Here is an 18,319-nt window from a genome sequence, read left to right as displayed (position 1 = left end):
TGATCTTAAGAAGTCTAATGGCGGCGGTGGAAATACCGTTTATGCATAAGCTTAAAGCCAACCACTCGTCGGGCTTCGGCGGCATCCGTTACAACTAACGCCCGGCGGGTAACTACTAACCCCATAGCCCCTTTGCAATGCTATGGAGATTGATATGACCGACTACCCTCGCCCGCCCTTCGCCCCTCAAGCCCAAACTGTGCCAGGTGCGCAGAAAAAAATGGATCCGTACCCCGATTGCGGCGAGAAAAGCTACAAGGGCTCCGGCCGGCTCGCCAACAAAATCGCGCTGATCACCGGGGCCGACAGCGGCATCGGGCGCGCCGTGGCCATCGCCTTTGCCCGTGAAGGCGCCGACGTGGCCATCGCTTATCTGGACGAGCACGAAGACGCCCAGGAAACCGCACGCTGGGTCGAAGAAGCCGGTCGCCAGTGCCTGTTGCTGCCCGGTGACATTGCGCAGAAAAGCGTGTGCCAGTCGTTGGTGAATAAAACCGTCGAGCAGTTCGGCCGCATCGACGTGCTGGTGAACAACGCCGCGTTCCAGATGACCCACGAAACCCTTGAGGAAATCGAGGACGAGGAATGGGTGAAGACCTTCGATATCAACATCACGGCAATGTTTCGCATCTGCAAGGCCGCCTTGCCACACATGAAGGCCGGCAGTTCGATCATCAACACCAGCTCGGTCAACTCCGACATGCCCAAGCCGACGCTGCTGGCCTATGCCGCCACCAAGGGCGCGATCGCTAACTTCACCGGTGGCTTGGCGCAGTTGCTCGGTAGCAAAGGGATTCGGGTCAACAGTGTGGCACCGGGGCCGATCTGGACGCCGCTGATTGTGGCGACCATGCCGGATGAAGATGTGCAGAGCTTCGGCAGCGAAACCCCGCTGGGGCGTCCGGGCCAACCGGTGGAAGTGGCGCCGATCTATGTGCTGTTGGCCTCGGATGAAGCCAGCTACATCTCGGGTTCGCGATATGCGGTGACTGGCGGTAAGCCGATCCTCTAATCCTTGCCCCTGTGGGCTGGCTTGCCTGCGAAGGCGGCCTGACAGCCGGCCTGAGTGGTTGGATCAAAGGCAGGCACGTGTAGGAGCTGGCTTGCCGGCGATTGCATCACCTCGGTACAACTGAGGTTCCGAGGTGGCTGCATCGCGGGCAAGCCCGGCTCCCACAGGGGTTGTGTTGGCCAATCCTACAGATCAAACCGATCCACCGCCCGCCGCCGCTCATTGTCGTCGCGCACGTCATAGCTGGCGGTGGTCTGGATATTGGTGTGGTGTGCCAGTTTCTGCGCAATCGACAGGTCATGCTCCTCGATCACCCGCGTGATGAACGAGCGCCGAAAGTCATGGGGCATGATCTTTACGCCCACCTGCTCGCCGCGCTGGCGGGCGATGTAGTAGATCGCATGCTTGGTGATGCGCTCGCGGGTGATGTGGCTGCCCCGGCGGATGCGGTTGAACAGGAAGCTGTCGTCCTGTTCACCTTCCTTGAGTTGCTCGCGGCGAAATGCCAGCCACGCCTGCAACTTGGCAAACGCCCAGTCCGGCGCGTATTTGATCAGCTCCTTGTTGCCCTTGCCGATCACCCGCAAGCTGCGCTCTTCGAAATTGATCTGAGCCAGGTCGAGGTTGACCGACTCCGACTTGCGCATGCCCGAGCCGTAGAGAATGCCGATTACCGCCGCGTCCCGCAGGCCCTGTGGCCGTGGATCGGCGGCGCAAACTTCCATCATTTCGCGGATCAAGCTGCGCCGCAGGTTACGGCCCTGGCCCAGGCGCGTGCCCGGCGCTGCCTTGACGGTGCGCATGCGCAACAAGTGTTCCTGGCTGATCAGGTTCAGGCGCCAGGCTTCGTTCATCACCCCGCGCACGGCATTCACGTACAGCGAAGAGGTGTTCGGCGCATAGCCGTCCTCACGCAAGGCGGCGACCAGGGCGATCACGTGTTCAGGTTGCAGCAGGTGCCAGTCGATGTCTTCGAGGTTGATGTCTTCGAAGCCCAGGCGGTCGGCCGCATCTTGCAGCACGTAGCGCATGGTCAGCTGGCTGGAGGGCGCCAGGCGGGTGAGGTAAAGGGTCAGCGGGTTGCGGATAGACTCAGTCAAGGGAGATCAGCCTTTGGATTAAATAACTCGAACAAGCCTTTGTTTAATCGAGCTATTTAGAGAATTGGCGAAGGCCGAGTCTACCCCAGGCACGGCCCTCGCACAAAGTCACGGGGCCGTGTCGTCTTCGTCGGTGGGCTCTTGTGGCTGGACCTGGGTCTGGCTCCATTCGCTGTCCTGTTTCTGCATCAGCGCGAACCAGTGCTGGCGCATGAACGTCAGGTACGCGTCCGGCGCCTTCGCAAAGTCCTTCTCGTCGCCATAACAGCCAGGCAGCGGCAACTCGGTGCCCTGCTCCTTGTACTGGCTGACCAGCGCCTGTTGGCCGGCCACGCTGCAATCCTTGGGCAGCGGCATGCCGCGCAAGGCACCGGCCTCTTCGTCCCACCAGGCCGCGCCGAACCGGTCGACCCCGCGCAGGCGGTACTTCTGCGATTTGCCGACATGCATGATCAGCTTGAATTCATTGGGGCTGACATCGCTGGTGCAAGTGCGTGAATAGCCCACGGTAGCCTGGGTGATGCCATCGCCGGCGAGGTCAGTGACCTTGGTCGCGGCCCTGTCAAAACGCAGCGCGGCGTCGAATTCGCAATGCTGCACGTCGTCGTAGAGCATCCACACGCGCTTGGGACGGTTGCCGTCGATCAGGTATTGCGCCGCATACACGAATGCCGATTGGGTGCCGTCATCGTCGCGTTCGCTGACTTGCTCGGCGAGCACCAGCAGGTTCTTGCCTTGCTTGTCGTCCCAGGTGTAGGCCGCGATCTGCTTGCCACGCACTTCCACACCGTCCGGCACCTGGTCGATGCTGGTCAGCGCCACGCCGTCATCGGCCTGGACCGTCGTGACACACGCCACGCTCATCAACAACCCCATCAACGATCCCATCAAAGCAGGCCGCAACTGGCCGCGTAAAAGCTGCACGCTATTCATCCGATCACCCTGGCAAGAGACGGCTTACTTTACCGGCACTTGGGGCGCATTGCAGAGAAGATTCTTCACTAAATTCGATGCACGACGACGGGCTTGCGAGTTGAACCAAAGGCACGACGAACAGTTCCTATTTCGCTTGCAAACTAAGCGTTAGTTACTTAGCTGAACCCTAGCTGTCTACCTGTCAAATAAACGAGTTTTTCATCTGCCTTTCATATCGGTTCCACATTTTTGCGCTTAATCTTTAATGCAGCACTTCATAGCAAACCGCGCTATATCGTCTAACCTCTTGATTACGCTTCACCTTTGGCGCCGTTATTTAACCTGCGGCCTGGACTTTTGCCCAATGATTGCTGCTGTTGCCACGCTCCAAGTTGTTCTAACCCCGAGGTCATGAATCTTTGAAACCCTACCCTATTCATTGTGTGTCGATCGTAATCCCGGTCTACAACGAGCAAGAGAGCCTGCCTGAATTGCTGCGTCGTACGACGGCAGCCTGCAAGCAACTCGCCTACGAATACGAAATCATCCTGGTGGATGACGGTAGCCGCGACAATTCGGCCCAATTGCTGGAAGACGCCGCCGCTGAAGACGGCAGCAACGTGGTGGCGGTGATCCTCAACCGCAATTACGGCCAGCATGCGGCGATCATGGCCGGTTTCGAGCAGTGCCGTGGCGAAGTGGTGATCACCCTTGACGCCGACCTGCAGAACCCGCCGGAAGAAATCCCGCGCCTGGTCGAGCAAGCCGCCCTGGGCTACGACGTGGTTGCCACCGTGCGCAATAATCGCCAGGACTCGGCCTTTCGCCGCTGGCCTTCGCGCCTGATCAACCTGGCCGTGCAACGCTCCACCGGCGTGGCCATGACCGACTACGGCTGCATGCTGCGCGCCTACCGCCGTACCATCGTCGACGCGATGCTCGCCTGCCGCGAACGCAGCACCTTTATCCCGATCCTGGCCAACGGCTTCGCCCGTCACACCACCGAGATCCTGGTGCACCACGCCGAGCGTGAACACGGCGAATCCAAATACAGCGCCATGCGCCTGATCAGCCTGATGTTCGACCTGCTGACCTGCATGACCACCACCCCGCTGCGCCTGCTGTCCATCGTCGGCTTCAGCCTGGCGGCGCTGGGCATGCTGTTTGCCCTGGCGTTGATCGTCATGCGCCTGGCCTTTGGTGCCGACTGGGCAGGCGATGGCTTGTTCGTGCTGTTCGCGGTGCTGTTCGTGTTCACCGGTGGCCAGTTCATCGGCATGGGGCTGCTGGGTGAATACCTGGGCCGCATGTACAGCGACGTGCGTGCCCGCCCGCGCTTCTTTATCGAAAAAGTGCTGCGCAACCAACCGGCAGCACCGGCTCCCGTGGTCGTCGTCGACGGCCTGGTGTCCTCCCATACCTCTACTTCTGCTGATCAGGTCTAAACATGAGTTCAAAAGCTGTTGTATTCGCGTATCACGATATTGGTTGTGCAGGCATCGAAGCGCTGCTCAATACCGGTTACGAAATTGCTGCTGTGTTCACCCATGCCGACGACCCGAAGGAAAACAACTTCTACGGTTCCGTGGCCCAGCTGTGCGCGCGCCACGGTATTGCGGTACACGCGCCGGAAGACGCCAACCACCCGCTGTGGATCGAGCGCATCGCCAAGCTGAGCCCGGACTACATTTTCTCGTTCTACTACCGCAACCTGCTGAGCGAGCCGCTGTTGGCCACTGCGCGCAAAGGCGCGTTCAACCTGCATGGCTCGCTGCTGCCGAAATACCGTGGTCGCGCGCCGGCCAACTGGGTACTGGTCAACGGCGAAACCGAAACCGGCGTGACCCTGCACCGCATGGTCAAGCGTGCCGATGCTGGCGCGATCCTGGCCCAGCAGAAAGTCATCATCGAGCGCAACGACACCGGCCTGACCCTGCACGCCAAACTGCGCGACGCCGCCAGCAACCTGCTGCGCGACGCCCTGCCGCAACTGGCCCAAGGCAAGCTGGCGGAAACCGCCCAGGACGAAAGCCAGGCCACTTACTTCGGTCGCCGCACCGCTGCCGACGGCAAGCTGGAGTGGAAAAAACCGGCTGAAGAACTGTTCAACCTGGTCCGCGCTGTCACCCAACCGTACCCGGGTGCCTTCTGCGCCGTGGGCGAGCACAAGCTGATCGTGTGGCAAGCCGACGTGGTCAAGGGCAACGAAGGCCTGGCGCCAGGCCGTGTGATCAGCGTCAACCCGCTGCGCATCGCCTGCGGTGAAGACTCCCTGGTGATCAAATTCGGCCAGCGCAACGACAACGGCCTGTACCTGGCCGGCCCGTCACTGGCCAACGAGCTGGGCCTGGTCGACGGTTCCGTGCTGCGCGGCGCCGAGTCCGGGCGCAAGCCACGCCGTACCCGCGTGCTGATCCTGGGTGTGAACGGCTTTATCGGTAACCACCTGTCCGAGCGCCTGCTGCGTGACGACCGCTACGAAGTCTACGGCCTGGACATCGGCTCCGACGCCATCGAGCGCCTGCGCAGCCACCCGAACTTCCATTACGTGGAAGGTGACATCAGCATCCACACCGAGTGGATCGAGTACCACATCAAGAAGTGCGACGTGGTCCTGCCGCTGGTGGCCATCGCCACGCCGATCGAATACACCCGCAACCCGCTGCGCGTGTTCGAGCTGGACTTCGAGGAAAACCTCAAGCTGGTGCGCTACTGTGTCAAGTACAACAAGCGCGTGATCTTCCCGTCGACCTCCGAGGTCTATGGCATGTGCCAGGACCAGTACTTCGACGAAGACACCTCCAACCTGGTCGTCGGCCCGGTCAACAAGCAGCGTTGGATCTACTCCGTCTCCAAGCAACTGCTGGACCGCGTGATCTGGGCCTACGGCGCCAAGGGCCTGAACTTCACCCTGTTCCGTCCGTTCAACTGGATGGGCCCGCGCCTGGACCGCCTGGACTCGGCACGTATCGGCAGTTCCCGCGCCATCACCCAGCTGATTTTGAACCTGGTGGAAGGCACGCCGATCCGCCTGTTCGACGGCGGCGAGCAGAAGCGTTGCTTCACTGACATCGCCGACGGCATCGAAGCCCTCGCGCGCATCATTGATAACGACAATGACGCGTGCAACGGCCAGATCATCAACATTGGCAACCCGGAAAACGAAGCCAGCATCCGCCAGTTGGGCGAAGAGCTGCTGCGTCAGTTCGAAGCGCATCCGCTGCGCGGCAACTTCCCGCCATTCGCCGGTTTCCGCGACGTGGAAAGCAAGGCGTTCTACGGCACCGGTTACCAGGACGTGGCGCACCGCAAGCCAAGCATCGAAAACGCCAAGCGCCTGCTGAACTGGGAGCCGACCGTGGAAATGAGCGAAACCATCGGCAATACGCTCGACTTCTTCCTGCGCGAAGCCATGCTTGAAATAGCGGACAATAAGTAATGCAGGCAGGTCTTCGCATCGACGTCGATACCTACCGCGGTACCCGTGAGGGTGTGCCACGGTTGCTCGAGTCTCTGGATGAAGCAGGGGTGAAGGCGACGTTCTTCTTCAGCGTCGGGCCGGACAACATGGGGCGCCACTTGTGGCGCCTGATCCGCCCTCAGTTCCTGTGGAAGATGCTGCGTTCCAACGCTGTGGGCCTGTATGGCCTGGATATCCTGCTGGCGGGCACCGCCTGGCCGGGCAAGCCGATCGGCCGCGACCTGGGGCACTTGATGCGCCAGGCCAAGGCGGCCGGTCATGAGGTCGGCCTGCACGCCTGGGATCACCATGGCTGGCAAGCCAACACCGGGCGTTGGAGCGAAGCGCAGCTGGTCGAGCAGATTCGACGCGGCGTGGAGACCCTGAGCGACATCCTCGGCGAACGTATCGACTGTTCAGCGGCCGCCGGTTGGCGCGCCGATGAACGCGTGGTGCACGCCAAGCAAGGCTTCAATTTTCGCTACAACAGCGATTGCCGGGGCACCAGCCTGTTTCGTCCAACCCTGGCCGACGGCAGCGCGGGCACCCCACAGATTCCGGTGGACCTGCCGACCTTCGACGAAGTCGTCGGGCCGGTGGTGGCTGCCAAAGACTTCAATGGTTTCATCCTCGACCGCTTTGGCGCGTCGAAGCTAAACGTCTACACGATCCACGCAGAAGTAGAAGGGATTCTGATGGCCAATGATTTTCGCCAGTTGCTTGCCCAGGCAGGGCAGCGCGGCATCGACTTCAAACCCTTGGGCGAGTTGTTGCCCGCCGACCTGACCACCCTGCCCCAGCAACACCTGGTGCGCGGCGCCTTGCCTGGGCGTGAGGGTTGGCTCGGAGTGCAACAGGCATGATCCGGCGTTGGGCCTTGCCCCTGCTCCTGTTGGCGTTTGGCGCGTTCTACCTGCTGCCGTTGGCCACCCACGGCCTGTGGATCCCGGATGAAACCCGTTACGCGCAGATCAGCCAGGAAATGCTGCTGACCGGTAAATGGGCGTCGCCGCACTTCATGGGCATCCGCTACTTCGAGAAACCGGCGGCGGGCTACTGGATGATCGCGCTGGGCCAGGCGATCTTCGGGCAGAACCTGTTCGGTGTGCGCTTTGCGTCGGCGTTGAGCACGGGCTTGAGCATCCTGCTGGTGTACCTGGTGTCGCGTCGTTTGTGGAATGACCCGCAGAAGAGCCTGATCAGCACCGTGCTGTACATGAGCTTTGTCAGCGTCGCGGCGCTGGGTGGCTATGCCAACCTCGACCCGCAATTCACTTTCTGGGTCAACCTGACCGGCGTGGCCCTGTGGTTTTGCTTTGACAGCACCACCCGTAATGGACGCCTCGGCGCCTGGGCGTTGTTGGGGTTTGCTTGCGGCATGGGCGTCATGACCAAGGGCTTCCTGGCCTGGCTGCTGCCGGTATTGATCGCCCTGCCCTACGCCATTTGGCAAAAGCGCTTTCGTGAATTACTCGGTTACGGCGTCGTCGCCGTGGTCGTGGCAATCGTCGTGAGCTTGCCATGGGCGCTGGCTGTCCACCTGCAAGAGCCCGACTACTGGAACTTCTTCTTCTGGCACGAGCACATCCAGCGCTTTGCCGGCGACGATGCCCAGCACGCCGAGCCGTTCTGGTATTACCTGCCGCTGCTGGTTGCGTTCTGCCTGCCGTGGGTAGCCCTGTTGCCGTCCACCTTCATACAGGCCTGGCAGGACAAACGCAGTGCAAAAATCGGCTTTGTGTTGCTGTGGCTGCTGATGCCCCTGGCGTTTTTCAGCCTGGCCAAGGGCAAGCTGCCCTCCTACATCATGCCGTGCCTGTTGCCGCTGGCCTTGCTGATGGGCCATACCCTGGCCGACAAACTGGCCCAGGGCCGTGACCGCGCATTGCGTATCAACGGCTGGCTGAACCTGGTCATTGGCGTGGTAGTGCTGCTGGCGCTGAGCTGGTTCCAACTGAAGAAGCCGGTGTACGAGCATGGGCAGGAAACCTTCAGCCTGGTGCTGGTGTTCACCTTTCTGTTCGGCTGGATCCTGGTCAACCTGCTGCAAGCGGCCCAGCCGTTGCGCCTATGGGCGGCGCCGATTCTCGGCAGTTGGCTGATGGTCGCGTTGCTGCCGGCCGCCTTGCCGCACTCGGTGGTGTACAACAAGACGCCTGACGCATTCATCATCGACCACCTCGCCGAATTGCAACCCACCACCGCCCTGCTCAGCAATGACCTGGGTGCGGCGTCGGCGCTGTCGTGGCGCCTGGCGCGGCCGGACGTGACGCTTTACAACACCGTCGGTGAAGTCAAATACGGCCTTGCCTACCCGGATGCCGGCCATCACAAGGTGGACACCACCCAGGTCCAGCAGTGGATGAGCGAAGCGCGTAAAAACGGTGCGGTCGGCGTGGTGATGCGGGTCAAAGGCGACGATGAAATCGCCGAAGTGGCGCTGCTGCCCACCGATGGAAAACGCTATGAGCAAGGCAATATCGTGATCCTGATCTTCCCGCAGGTGACGCCTTGATCACCCTGCTGCTGTTATTGGCCGCGTGCCTGCTGACCTGCATGGGCCAGGTGTCGCAGAAGTTCGCCGTGGAACGCTGGCGCGACCTGCCGGATGGCTGGGCGTTGAAGCTGCGCTCGCCGTGGTTGTGGTCGGCGCTGGTGTGCCTGGGCCTGGGCTTGCTGGTTTGGCTACTGGTGCTGCAGCGCCTGGAGGTGGGCATTGCCTACCCCATGCTCAGCCTGAATTTCGTGCTGGTCACGCTGGTGGCGCGGTTTGTCTTTCATGAGCCCGTCGACGGCCGTCATTGGCTGGGGGTGGCGCTGGTGATCGGCGGTGTCGTGCTGTTGGGGCGCCACGTATGAGCCGGGTGCAAGGGTTTGCGTTGGCCCTGGGCAGCGTCGGCCTGGTGAGTGCCGCCCAACTGGGCATGCGCTGGAGCATGACGCGCTTGCCGCTGCCCAGCGATTGGCTCAGTGCACAGATCAATCTTGGCGCTCTCGGCGTGGTAAGCCTGGCGATCCTGGCCTACGCGCTGTCGATGCTCTGCTGGCTCGGTGCACTCAAGCACTTGCCACTGGGCCGTGCCTATTCGCTGTTGAGCATCAGCTACGCCCTGGTGTACCTGCTGGCGGCCAGCCTGCCGGTGTTCAACGAAGCTTTTTCCGTTTCAAAAACCCTCGGGGTGGCCTTGGTCATCCTCGGTGTGCTGGTTATCAACTCTCGTCGTGCTAGCGCTACAAGTCCCAGGAATGCCCCATGAAAATCAGTGTATTTGGTAGTGGTTACGTCGGTCTGGTACAGGCCACCGTATTAGCCGAAGTCGGTCACGATGTGATCTGCATGGACGTCGATCAGAACAAGGTCAAGCTGCTGCAGCAAGGCCATGTGAGCATTTTCGAGCCGGGGCTGGCGGCCATGGTGAAGGAGAACCTGGAGAGCGGGCGCCTGCACTTCACCTTTGATGAGAAACTGGCCGTTGAACACGGCGAAGTGCTGTTTATCGCCGTGGGCACGCCTTCGGATGAAGACGGTTCGGCGGACCTGAAGTACGTACTGTCGGTGGGCGATGCCGTCGCCCGTCACCGCAAGGAGCCGGTGATCCTGGTGGAGAAGTCCACCGTGCCCGTCGGCACCGGCGACACCCTGCGCGCCCATATCGAAAAAGCCCTGAACCTGGCCGGCCGGCACCTGGAGTTCGATATCGTCTCCAACCCGGAATTCCTCAAGGAAGGCTCGGCCGTGGCCGATTGCCGCCGCCCGGACCGCATCATCATCGGCTGCGAGCGCGAAGAAGTGCGCGACGTGATGCGCGACCTGTACGCGCCGTTCAACCGCAACCATGACCGCATCATCTTCATGGACCTGCGCAGCGCCGAGCTGACCAAATATGCCGCCAACTGCATGCTGGCGACCAAGATCAGCTTTATCAACCAGATCGCCGAGTTGGCCGAGCACCTGGGGGCGGACATCGAGGCCGTACGCCTGGGCATCGGCGCAGACTCACGCATCGGTTACCACTTTATCTACCCTGGCTGCGGCTACGGCGGTTCGTGCTTCCCCAAGGACATGCGCGCCCTGATCCACAGCGCCAAGCAGGCCAACTGCTCCAGCGACTTGCTTGAAGCGGTGGAAGCCATCAACCAGCGTCAGAAGAGCAAGCTGTTCGAACGCATCAATGCATTCTTCAAGGGCGACCTGCGCGGCAAGACCTTTGCCTTGTGGGGCCTGGCGTTCAAGCCCAACACCGACGACATGCGCGATGCACCCAGCCGTGTGCTGATGGAGGCCTTGTGGGCCGCCGGCGCCAACGTGCGCGCCTTCGACCCGGAGGCCATGCAAGAAACCCAGCGTATCTATGGCGATGATCCACGGCTGATGCTGATGGGCACGCCGGAATCCACCCTGGGTGGCGCCGATGCACTGATCGTCTGCACCGAATGGCAACAGTTCAAGGCGCCAGACTTCGACCTGATCCACCAGCGCCTGAAAACCCCGGTGATCTTCGATGGCCGTAACCTCTACGACGGCGAACGCCTGGCGCGCAAAGGCTTCCAGTACTACCCGATTGGCCGTGGCGACTCCTGCCAGTTGCCGATTCCCCAGCAGCAATGGGTGGCTCAAGAGGCAAAACAGGTCGTGGAAGCCTGATACGTGAACAAAGCTCAACCGTCCCTGTTAAGCCCAACGATCCGCCGCCAATCCCTCGGCCTGGGATTGCTGGCATTGTTGCTGTTTATCGCCGGCAGCTGGCACCAGGCGATTATCGGCTTCGACTCCCGCTTCGTGGTGTTCGCCCAGGAGATGCTGCGCCATGGGCCGGGCTTTTTTCCCACCACGTATGGGCAGCCCTATGCCGATTACCTGGCGACCTCGACGCTGTTGACGTGGCTGTTGTCATTGCCTATCGGCCAGGTCACTAGCCTCACGGCCTGGTTGCCCACGGCGATAGCCTCGGCGGTGATCGTCACCCTGGTGTACCGCCTCACGGCGCCCTACTCCCAGCGCTGGGGCCTGCTGAGCATCGCGTTGCTGTTGCTGAGCAGTACCTTTATCAGCGAAACCCGCTCCGTGTCCCTCGACCAGATGCTGGCCGCAATCGCCTTGGCGGTGTTCTACCTGGGCTATGCCCATGACCACTTCGACGCGGGTAAGCGCCTGCACTGGCTGTTCCTCCTCCTGATTGTCGGCTTTGCGGTGCGTGGGCCGATTGGCCTGGTCATTCCGACCGGCGTGCTGTGCAGCTATTACCTGATCAACCGGCAATGGCGCCAGCTGTTCAGCTTCGGCTTGATCGCGCTGGCGCTGCTGGTGGCGTGTGTTGGGCTGTTGCTGTTGATGGCCAAGCTGAGCGGCGGCGAGGCGTTCATGCAGGACGTGATCCGCATGCAGTTCCTTGGCCGGATGGACGGCAGCGAAGGCTCCAGCGGCGTGCTGTATTACTTCACCAGTTCCCTGGGCAACTACGCCATGGCGTATCCGCTGGCCCTGCTGGTGCTATTGGCGATGGTGATCAGCGGGCGGCGTGCGCCGGGGCCGGCGTTGCGACTGGTGTGGTACTGCGCGGCGGCCGGGTTACTGGTGATGCTGGGCCTGTCGATTCCCCAAGCGAAAAAGGCACGCTACGTGCTGCCGATGTTGCCCATGGCAGCGATCATTGCTGCGTATCCGTTTCAGGTAGCACACGGGCGGCTCTTTGCCTGGCTGCGTGGGCTGATGCTGGGAATCTGGACCTTGTTGCCGAGCCTGCTGATCGCCGGCCTGCTGATTGCACGGCCGCGTTATCCGGAGCAATTGAGTCATCTGGGGTGGGTGTTCGGCGTGCTCGGGGTGCTACAGGCCTGCGCGTTGCTGTCATTGCTCAAAACGCACCTGCGCCCGGTCGGACCTGCTATTGCGGCAGTGTTGGCGGTGTGGGGCACTTATATCTTTGTGGTCGAACCCCTGGAGCGCAGTGTCTACGACACCCGCACCTTTACCTTGGAGGTGCACGAGCACGTCATGCAACAACGGGCGCCAGTGGTCCTGCATGGCTTGGGCAAAGACGCCAAGGCGATCAAATACATGGTCAACCTCGATTGCGACCAAGTCCCGCTGTTCACCCAGAAGGCGGCTGACCTCAAGCCCCTTCAGGGACCCGCCTGGCTGGTGATGAGCGAAGCCGATTATGAAGGTTTGCAGGACCCGCGCTTTCGTTCCATCACCCCGACCCTGGCCGGTGAGTTCGACCGTAACCCTTACGTGCTGCTGCACCTGGCCAAAACCCCGCAACCTTGAGCCCAGCACCGGCGCTGCCGGCGCAGAAAACTCCTACATAGCTTTACGTAATGACTGGTGCCATTTCGCTTTCCTGCGCTTAAAACCGGGCTGTAAACTCGGCCCGGTGCGGTATTCATGTACCGCCACAGGTGATGGATTACAACAAGGACGTTGAAGGAGAATGCCGTGCCAGAAGATGTTTCGCTTGATTCCCCCGTTTCCTCGCGCAGTGATCAGGTGCATATCGGATACCTGCCCATGCCCTCGCTGGATCGGTTGATGGGACTGCGCGATGCCCTGGTGGCGTTGAAAGGGCCGTTGGCCAGTGAGCCTGGCCTGCAGGAAAACCTGCAGCGACGCTTTTTGGACGAGCATGTCAATAACCGAGTGCTGGGTAAGGTTCGCTGCGTGCTTTGCGGTTAAACCTTTCACAGTTCATTAATTTTGCATTCAACCCTCATTAATATGCATTGGCGCGACGCTATCAAGGTCGGCACACTGCACGCGTTCCTTCCCCCAAATGTTGGAACTTTCAAAGGGCTTTTCCGGGCAACCAGACAAGCCTTTTTTTTGCCCGCTGTTTATGGATCACCTTTCAATGCTCGCTCGCTGGTTCCCCGCTGCTATCAACACCCGTCCGACTGAATGGAGCCGCGCCGCCATCGGCATGGCCCTGGGCACGCTGTTCAGTGTCTGGTTGTGTTCCCAAGTATTTGGCATGGACGTGGCCCTGCACCTGCTCGGCCCCCTCGGCGCTTCGGCGGTGTTGTTGTTCGCCGTGTCATCCGGTGCCTTGGCGCAGCCTTGGTCGATCATCGGCAGCTACCTGTGCGCGGGCGTCGTGGCGTTGCTGGTGAACCGCGTGCTTGGCCCATCTCTGGGCAGCGCCTGCCTGGCGGCGGGCATGACAGTGGTGCTGATGTGCTGGTTGCGCTGTTTGCACCCGCCGGCCGGTGGCCTGGCCATGACGCTGGTTCTGGCCGACCCCGCCTCCGCCGCCCTGGGCTGGTACGAACTGGGCGCGGTGCTGCTCGGTGCCGGTGCCCTGCTAAGCTGCGCACTGGCTTACAACAACGCCACGCGCACGCGCTATCCCAAAGGCGCAACAGAATCCCCGTCGCCCCCCCTTAATACCCCCACGGCCGCAGGAGACCCTGCAATCACCGCCGCCGATCTGAAACTGGCGCTGGCGCAAATGGAGCAGTTCTACGACGTGGCGCCCACTGAGTTGGAGCAATTGATCCACGCGGCGGAAACTCATGCCCGGCGCCGTAGTATTGGTGAGGTGCTGGCCAGTCGGGTGCCCTGAACAACACACGACGAATGGAGAGCTGCTCGCTTGCTATTGATTCAGTGATGACTAAAGTCAGTTGATCAATCGCAATTGTCTGTTGTTCACCTGAAGTCTGGCCCAGTGTCGTACCAGTAGCGAAGACAAGGAATGTCTGGCTCAGGAGCGACATGTCATGGGCGATACCTTGGAACATCTGTTCAGCACCGCGCTGTTCGAACCCCGGCAACGCCATCATCTCCCGCTCAGGACCTATATGGACCTGAACATCCAGCGCATGCATGCCATTTTCAGCGCAGGCATCCTCAATAATGATTTCTGGCTAGGTCAGCCTCAATCGTCACGGTTCACTGAGCTGTGCGAGCGGATGGGCTGGCTCAGCGCCTTTGACTTTGCGTTGGTCTCGTCGGTGGTGGATCACATGATCGCCGTCGATGCGTTGCTCAATCACGCCAGCCCGCACCAGCTAGGCCGTTACCGCGATGAAGCCATCCGCATGCGCAAAGTCTATGCCTTCGCCTGCACGGAGGTTGCCGTCGGCACCGATGTTCGCAACGTACAAACGCGCGTGACCTACGATCGCCAACACCATCGCTTGATACTCCACTCGCCCTCTCCCGAAGCCTGCAAATGCTGGATTGGTAACGCATTGCACGCCGCACAAGTCTTGATGGTGCTCGCGCGCCTGGAGGTGGACGGTGAAGATCAAGGGCATCACTGGTTCCGCGTGGTTGTGCGCAAACGCGAAAATGGTCGCCTGCTGCCAGGCGTCAGAATGATTGCCTGTGATCCCAAGGGTGGCATTCATGCCAATCAGGTCGCAGCCATACGCTTTTGCAACGTCTCACTGCCAGTCGAGGCGTTACTGCAACGGCATGCGCATTTCACGCGAGACGGTGTTTTTATCAGTGATTTGCCCAAGCAAGAGCGCTTTATCAATGCGTTGGGCACCTTCCTGCAAGAGCGAATGCTGTTTCTCAGTAGCATGTATCAAAGTGCAAGCCTGGCATCCCACCTCAGTTACCGATTTGCACAGCATCGCCGCGTGCAAGCGTCGGGGTCACTCGCGACGTTGTTGGACAATCCATTGGTTTGTCAGCGCCTCTATGCCATCCAACTCAGAGCCGTGGCCCTCAAATACCTGGAACAATCGATTCGCAGACAATTCGAGAGCGCTTGGGCTAAGCCCACACAGCGTAAGAACCTGCATGCGCTCGCGGCCTTGGCCAAGTCTTTCGGGGCGTGGGTGAGTCTGGAAGTGATCGGCCTGTCCCGGGAGCTGTGTGGTTCTCAGGGGTTTCATCACTACAACCAGATCGTCACCCAGCGGATGGACTGCGAAGTCGCCAACACCTTTGCCGGCGATAGCTCTGTCATGGCCTATCAGGTCATGAAGGATGCACTGAACCGTCCCCGGTTCGTGGGCAGTGAACCTGCCAATGCCGCGCAACGCATCGAGGCCAAAATCATCAAGCAGTGTCGACGCAAGGGTGACTTCTGCCATGGCGAGGCCATTGGGGTGACCTATGCGCGGGCACTGGACCAGATCATTCAAGAGGTTGAAGCCGGGTCTTTGTTGGACGCACAGACACTGACCGATTTGGCGCACGTATTTGCGCCGCAATTGCACCCCTGGGGCCTGACCGGCCGGAGCATTGACAGCCAATGCGCAAACCAAGGCCGGATCGAGCATCTGGCCTCATTGCTCAAACCCCCTCAGTTTTTGATCAGCGCTCCGATCGACAGCCCCGATTATGTCCAGGGGTTTACCCATGCACTGTATGAGGAACCGTGAAATGGACCGCCAGCCACCCCCTGACCTGTCAGCCCCAGAGATCATTGCCGATCCTTATCGCGCGTTCGCCTGCCTGCGTGACCATTACCCCGTGCATTGGGACAAGCACTACAACGCCTGGATACTCTCCCGCTATCAGGACGTAAGCGCCGCGCAGGCGGATGCCAGGCGTTTTTCTTCGCAGCGCATGCGCGCGTTGGTCAATGCTCAATTACCCCCTAAAAAACGTAAGGCGCTTGAGCCTTTTATCGAGAAGGCTTCACGCTGGATGTACTCACTGGACCATGAAGCACATGACCGAGGGCGACGTGTACTGGGGACCGCATTTACCCCGCAAACCATTGAAGCGCTGCGTGCAGATATCGTGAAAATTGTCGACGAGCTGTTGGCACAACTCGACCCGAAGCCGGAATTGATGGAGCAGTTGTTCAACCAGATCCCTGCCAGAATCCTCGCGAATATGTATGGAATACCTGCCGAGGAGGCGCTGAAACTCAGGCAGTGGACCGATGCCATGATCTTTTTCATGGTCGGCAGCCCCGATCCAAACTACGGTCCCGAACAAGCGTTACGCGGCATGGAAGACATGTATGCGTATTTCTCCGGCCTGATTGATGCACACCGCCAGCAGCCCCGGGACGACCTGGTGACCCGCGTGATTGCTGCCGGTGATGCCAGCGGGATGGATAAGGAGGACTACCTGGCCCAGCTTGCCTTCGTACTGCTGGCCGGGAACACGACCAGCGCCGACCAGTTGGGTATCACGCTTTTTTACCTGCTCAATCATCCCGACCAATTGGCCGCGCTGAAAGCCGACCCATCCTTGATCAAAGGCGCGATCGAAGAGTCCCTGCGTATCTGCCCGGCGGGGCAATTGAGTCATCGTGTACTGACCGAAGATGTCAAAGTGGGCGATCAAGTCTTGTGCAAGGGCGAGCTGGTGTATTTACTGCGCGCGGCGGCCAATCGTGATCCTGAGCATTTTGCCGAGCCGGATCGCTTCGATATACGACGCACACGGCAAGACCACTTGGCCTTCGGCCGAGGCCCGCACTTCTGCATGGGCTCGAAGTTGTTCAAGCTCGAAGCCGAGATTCTAATCACTCGATTGCTACAGCGCTTTGCCGGTATCACCCTGGATCAAAAAAACCTGCCCGTCTGGCGCAGCAACAGCTTGCAGTTTCGCGGCCTAGCGCGGTTTCCGGCCCTACTGGAGGCTGGCGACACCTTCAAACGCTGCTTCTCGGCAGCCCCCTGGGAGCTGAAGGCCGGTTATTGTCGCGCACTGCGGGTTGGCGAACAGATCACGACGAGTGGAACGGTCGCATTCGGCGATGATGGCAAGCCTTATGCCGTCGGAGACGCCTACCGACAGACCCTGCGCTGCCTGAGCATCATCGAAGACGCCTTGAAGCAACTGGGCACCGACCGTACCCGAATCATTGCGACGCAGATGTACACCCCGAACATGACTCTGTGGCCGCAGATTGCCCAGGCCCACGGCGAGTTCTTCAAAGGCTGCCCACCTACCACCATGCTATTGGGGGTCAACGCACTGATCGCCACGGAGTACCTGGTAGAAATCGCTGCCCAAGCAGTGGCGAAAGAAAGTGACTCCTGAACAGGTACGCCAGGAAATGCGCGACGCCGTGGTGATGGAGGTGCGCAATCGCACACTGGTTATGCGAGGCCGACGTGTACCGGTGAGGGTCTATAAACCTGCGCGGCCTGCTCTCCTGCCCGTGTTGATGTATTTCCACGGCGGTGGTTGGGTGGCCGGCGACCTCGACACACACGACAGTTTTTGCCGGGTGATCAGTGAATGGACGGGCTGTGCGGTCGTGGCGGTGCACTATGCGCGACCTCCGGAGGATCGCTTTCCCAGGGCGGTGGAAGATTGTTATGCCGCGACGGAGTGGGTCGCGCGCAAGGGTGCGAGGTGGGCGCTCGACACCCGGCGCATTGCCGTAGCCGGGGGTGGCTCAGGCGGCGGGCTCGCCGCGGTGGTCTGCCAGATTGCAAGGGACCTGGAAGGCCCCAGCCTCGGGTTTCAACTGCTGCTGTATCCGATGCTCGATTGCTTGGCGCGTTATCCCTCTCGCGAGCAGTTTGCCGAGGGGTTCGGACTGAGCGTCAAGCACGTGGATTGGTACCTGAGCCAGTACGTCCCCTCAGGCGTCCCATTGGCACACCCCTGGTTGTCGCCTGCGCGTGATACTTGTTTTAAAGGCCTGCCGCCGGCGTTGATCCTCACCGCAGGTTGTGACCTGTTGCGCGATGAGGGGCGTGTTTTTGCCCAATGCCTGAGAACGGCCGGCGTACCGGTGCAGTATCAGGAGTACGCCGACATGCGCCACGGTTTTATCAACTACCCCGCTGCCCACCCCAGTGCCAGGCATGCCATTCTGCTGTGTGCCGAAGCATTGGCGGCCCATTTCCAGAGCGCCGGCCTCTCTGCATAAATGCAAAAACGACCTGCATGATTGAAGGTTG

The 18,319-nt window shown here is 60.6% G+C and carries 16 protein-coding genes; 14 read left to right on the top strand and 2 right to left on the bottom strand.

Translation table 11 applies throughout. From position 1 onward, the window contains the following. Positions 1–154: 154 nt before the first annotated feature. On the top strand, positions 155–1,012 hold the full coding sequence (locus AC0IYN_RS25900) for an SDR family oxidoreductase (RefSeq protein ID WP_406597545.1): 858 nt from the start codon (positions 155–157) through the stop codon (positions 1,010–1,012). A 185-nt stretch (positions 1,013–1,197) separates the two neighbouring features. Here the strand turns inward: AC0IYN_RS25900 and AC0IYN_RS25895 are convergent, their stop codons facing one another. Both AC0IYN_RS25895 and AC0IYN_RS25890 read right to left on the bottom strand, forming a co-directional pair. Further along, positions 1,198–2,112, bottom strand: a complete 915-nt coding sequence (locus AC0IYN_RS25895) for a site-specific integrase (RefSeq protein WP_093513243.1) — start codon at positions 2,110–2,112, stop codon at positions 1,198–1,200. A gap of 108 nt (positions 2,113–2,220) precedes the next feature. Further along, positions 2,221–3,045, bottom strand: a complete 825-nt coding sequence (locus tag AC0IYN_RS25890) for a M949_RS01915 family surface polysaccharide biosynthesis protein (protein WP_078048483.1) — start codon at positions 3,043–3,045, stop codon at positions 2,221–2,223. 401 nt (positions 3,046–3,446) lie between these two features. Here AC0IYN_RS25890 and arnC point away from each other — a divergent pair, with 401 nt between their 5' ends. The 13 genes from arnC (at position 3,447) to AC0IYN_RS25825 (ending at position 18,288) form a co-directional block, all read left to right on the top strand. Then, a complete protein-coding gene (arnC, locus tag AC0IYN_RS25885; protein WP_061436935.1) occupies positions 3,447–4,472 on the top strand; it encodes an undecaprenyl-phosphate 4-deoxy-4-formamido-L-arabinose transferase in 1,026 nt (341 codons plus the stop codon). Between the two features lie 2 nt (positions 4,473–4,474). Further along, the gene (gene arnA / locus AC0IYN_RS25880) at positions 4,475–6,466 is read left to right on the top strand and encodes a bifunctional UDP-4-amino-4-deoxy-L-arabinose formyltransferase/UDP-glucuronic acid oxidase ArnA (protein ID WP_471843946.1); all 1,992 of its coding nucleotides are present in this window, start codon (positions 4,475–4,477) and stop codon (positions 6,464–6,466) included. Further along, on the top strand, positions 6,466–7,350 hold the full coding sequence (arnD, locus tag AC0IYN_RS25875) for a 4-deoxy-4-formamido-L-arabinose-phosphoundecaprenol deformylase (RefSeq protein ID WP_100490635.1): 885 nt from the start codon (positions 6,466–6,468) through the stop codon (positions 7,348–7,350). Before arnA ends, arnD begins: the two co-directional genes overlap by 1 nt. Further along, on the top strand, positions 7,347–9,002 hold the full coding sequence (arnT, locus tag AC0IYN_RS25870) for a lipid IV(A) 4-amino-4-deoxy-L-arabinosyltransferase (protein ID WP_457238947.1): 1,656 nt from the start codon (positions 7,347–7,349) through the stop codon (positions 9,000–9,002). The genes arnD and arnT overlap by 4 nt, the downstream gene beginning before the upstream one ends. Next, complete coding sequence (gene arnE, locus AC0IYN_RS25865; protein ID WP_078048487.1) at positions 8,999–9,346, top strand: 4-amino-4-deoxy-L-arabinose-phosphoundecaprenol flippase subunit ArnE; 348 nt, start codon at positions 8,999–9,001, stop codon at positions 9,344–9,346. Before arnT ends, arnE begins: the two co-directional genes overlap by 4 nt. Then, entirely contained in the window at positions 9,343–9,744 is a 402-nt protein-coding gene (gene arnF, locus AC0IYN_RS25860) for a 4-amino-4-deoxy-L-arabinose-phosphoundecaprenol flippase subunit ArnF (protein WP_406597542.1), read from the top strand. Before arnE ends, arnF begins: the two co-directional genes overlap by 4 nt. After that, complete coding sequence (locus AC0IYN_RS25855) at positions 9,741–11,132, top strand: UDP-glucose dehydrogenase family protein (RefSeq protein WP_406597541.1); 1,392 nt, start codon at positions 9,741–9,743, stop codon at positions 11,130–11,132. Before arnF ends, AC0IYN_RS25855 begins: the two co-directional genes overlap by 4 nt. A 3-nt stretch (positions 11,133–11,135) precedes the next feature. After that, a complete protein-coding gene (locus tag AC0IYN_RS25850) occupies positions 11,136–12,758 on the top strand; it encodes an ArnT family glycosyltransferase (RefSeq protein ID WP_458375260.1) in 1,623 nt (540 codons plus the stop codon). Positions 12,759–12,926: 168 nt separating this feature from the next. Continuing rightward, entirely contained in the window at positions 12,927–13,163 is a 237-nt protein-coding gene (locus AC0IYN_RS25845) for a hypothetical protein (protein ID WP_406597539.1), read from the top strand. A 175-nt stretch (positions 13,164–13,338) separates the two neighbouring features. Continuing rightward, the gene (locus AC0IYN_RS25840) at positions 13,339–14,049 is read left to right on the top strand and encodes an HPP family protein (RefSeq protein ID WP_406597538.1); all 711 of its coding nucleotides are present in this window, start codon (positions 13,339–13,341) and stop codon (positions 14,047–14,049) included. Between the two features lie 157 nt (positions 14,050–14,206). Continuing rightward, the gene (locus AC0IYN_RS25835; protein WP_406597537.1) at positions 14,207–15,826 is read left to right on the top strand and encodes an acyl-CoA dehydrogenase family protein; all 1,620 of its coding nucleotides are present in this window, start codon (positions 14,207–14,209) and stop codon (positions 15,824–15,826) included. A gap of 1 nt (position 15,827) precedes the next feature. Continuing rightward, positions 15,828–17,447: a cytochrome P450 gene (locus AC0IYN_RS25830; protein WP_406597536.1), complete on the top strand. Its 1,620-nt coding sequence runs from the start codon at positions 15,828–15,830 to the stop codon at positions 17,445–17,447. Continuing rightward, on the top strand, positions 17,437–18,288 hold the full coding sequence (locus tag AC0IYN_RS25825; protein WP_406597535.1) for an alpha/beta hydrolase: 852 nt from the start codon (positions 17,437–17,439) through the stop codon (positions 18,286–18,288). The genes AC0IYN_RS25830 and AC0IYN_RS25825 overlap by 11 nt, the downstream gene beginning before the upstream one ends. The last annotated feature ends 31 nt before the right edge of the window (positions 18,289–18,319 follow it).

The sequence above is a fragment of the Pseudomonas sp. AC112 genome (genome assembly GCF_979253545.1).
This window is presented reverse-complemented; position numbering and strand designations above follow the sequence as displayed.

Coding starts and splice junctions, on each gene's coding strand:
- AC0IYN_RS25835 (WP_406597537.1), top strand. CDS start 14,207: ATGGGCGATACCTTGGAACATCTGTTCAGCACCGCGCTGTTCGAACCC.
- AC0IYN_RS25830 (WP_406597536.1), top strand. CDS start 15,828: ATGGACCGCCAGCCACCCCCTGACCTGTCAGCCCCAGAGATCATTGCC.
- AC0IYN_RS25840 (WP_406597538.1), top strand. CDS start 13,339: ATGCTCGCTCGCTGGTTCCCCGCTGCTATCAACACCCGTCCGACTGAA.
- arnT (WP_457238947.1), top strand. CDS start 7,347: ATGATCCGGCGTTGGGCCTTGCCCCTGCTCCTGTTGGCGTTTGGCGCG.
- AC0IYN_RS25900 (WP_406597545.1), top strand. CDS start 155: ATGACCGACTACCCTCGCCCGCCCTTCGCCCCTCAAGCCCAAACTGTG.
- AC0IYN_RS25855 (WP_406597541.1), top strand. CDS start 9,741: ATGAAAATCAGTGTATTTGGTAGTGGTTACGTCGGTCTGGTACAGGCC.
- AC0IYN_RS25890 (WP_078048483.1), bottom strand. CDS start 3,045: ATGAATAGCGTGCAGCTTTTACGCGGCCAGTTGCGGCCTGCTTTGATG.
- arnA (WP_471843946.1), top strand. CDS start 4,475: ATGAGTTCAAAAGCTGTTGTATTCGCGTATCACGATATTGGTTGTGCA.
- arnD (WP_100490635.1), top strand. CDS start 6,466: ATGCAGGCAGGTCTTCGCATCGACGTCGATACCTACCGCGGTACCCGT.
- arnF (WP_406597542.1), top strand. CDS start 9,343: ATGAGCCGGGTGCAAGGGTTTGCGTTGGCCCTGGGCAGCGTCGGCCTG.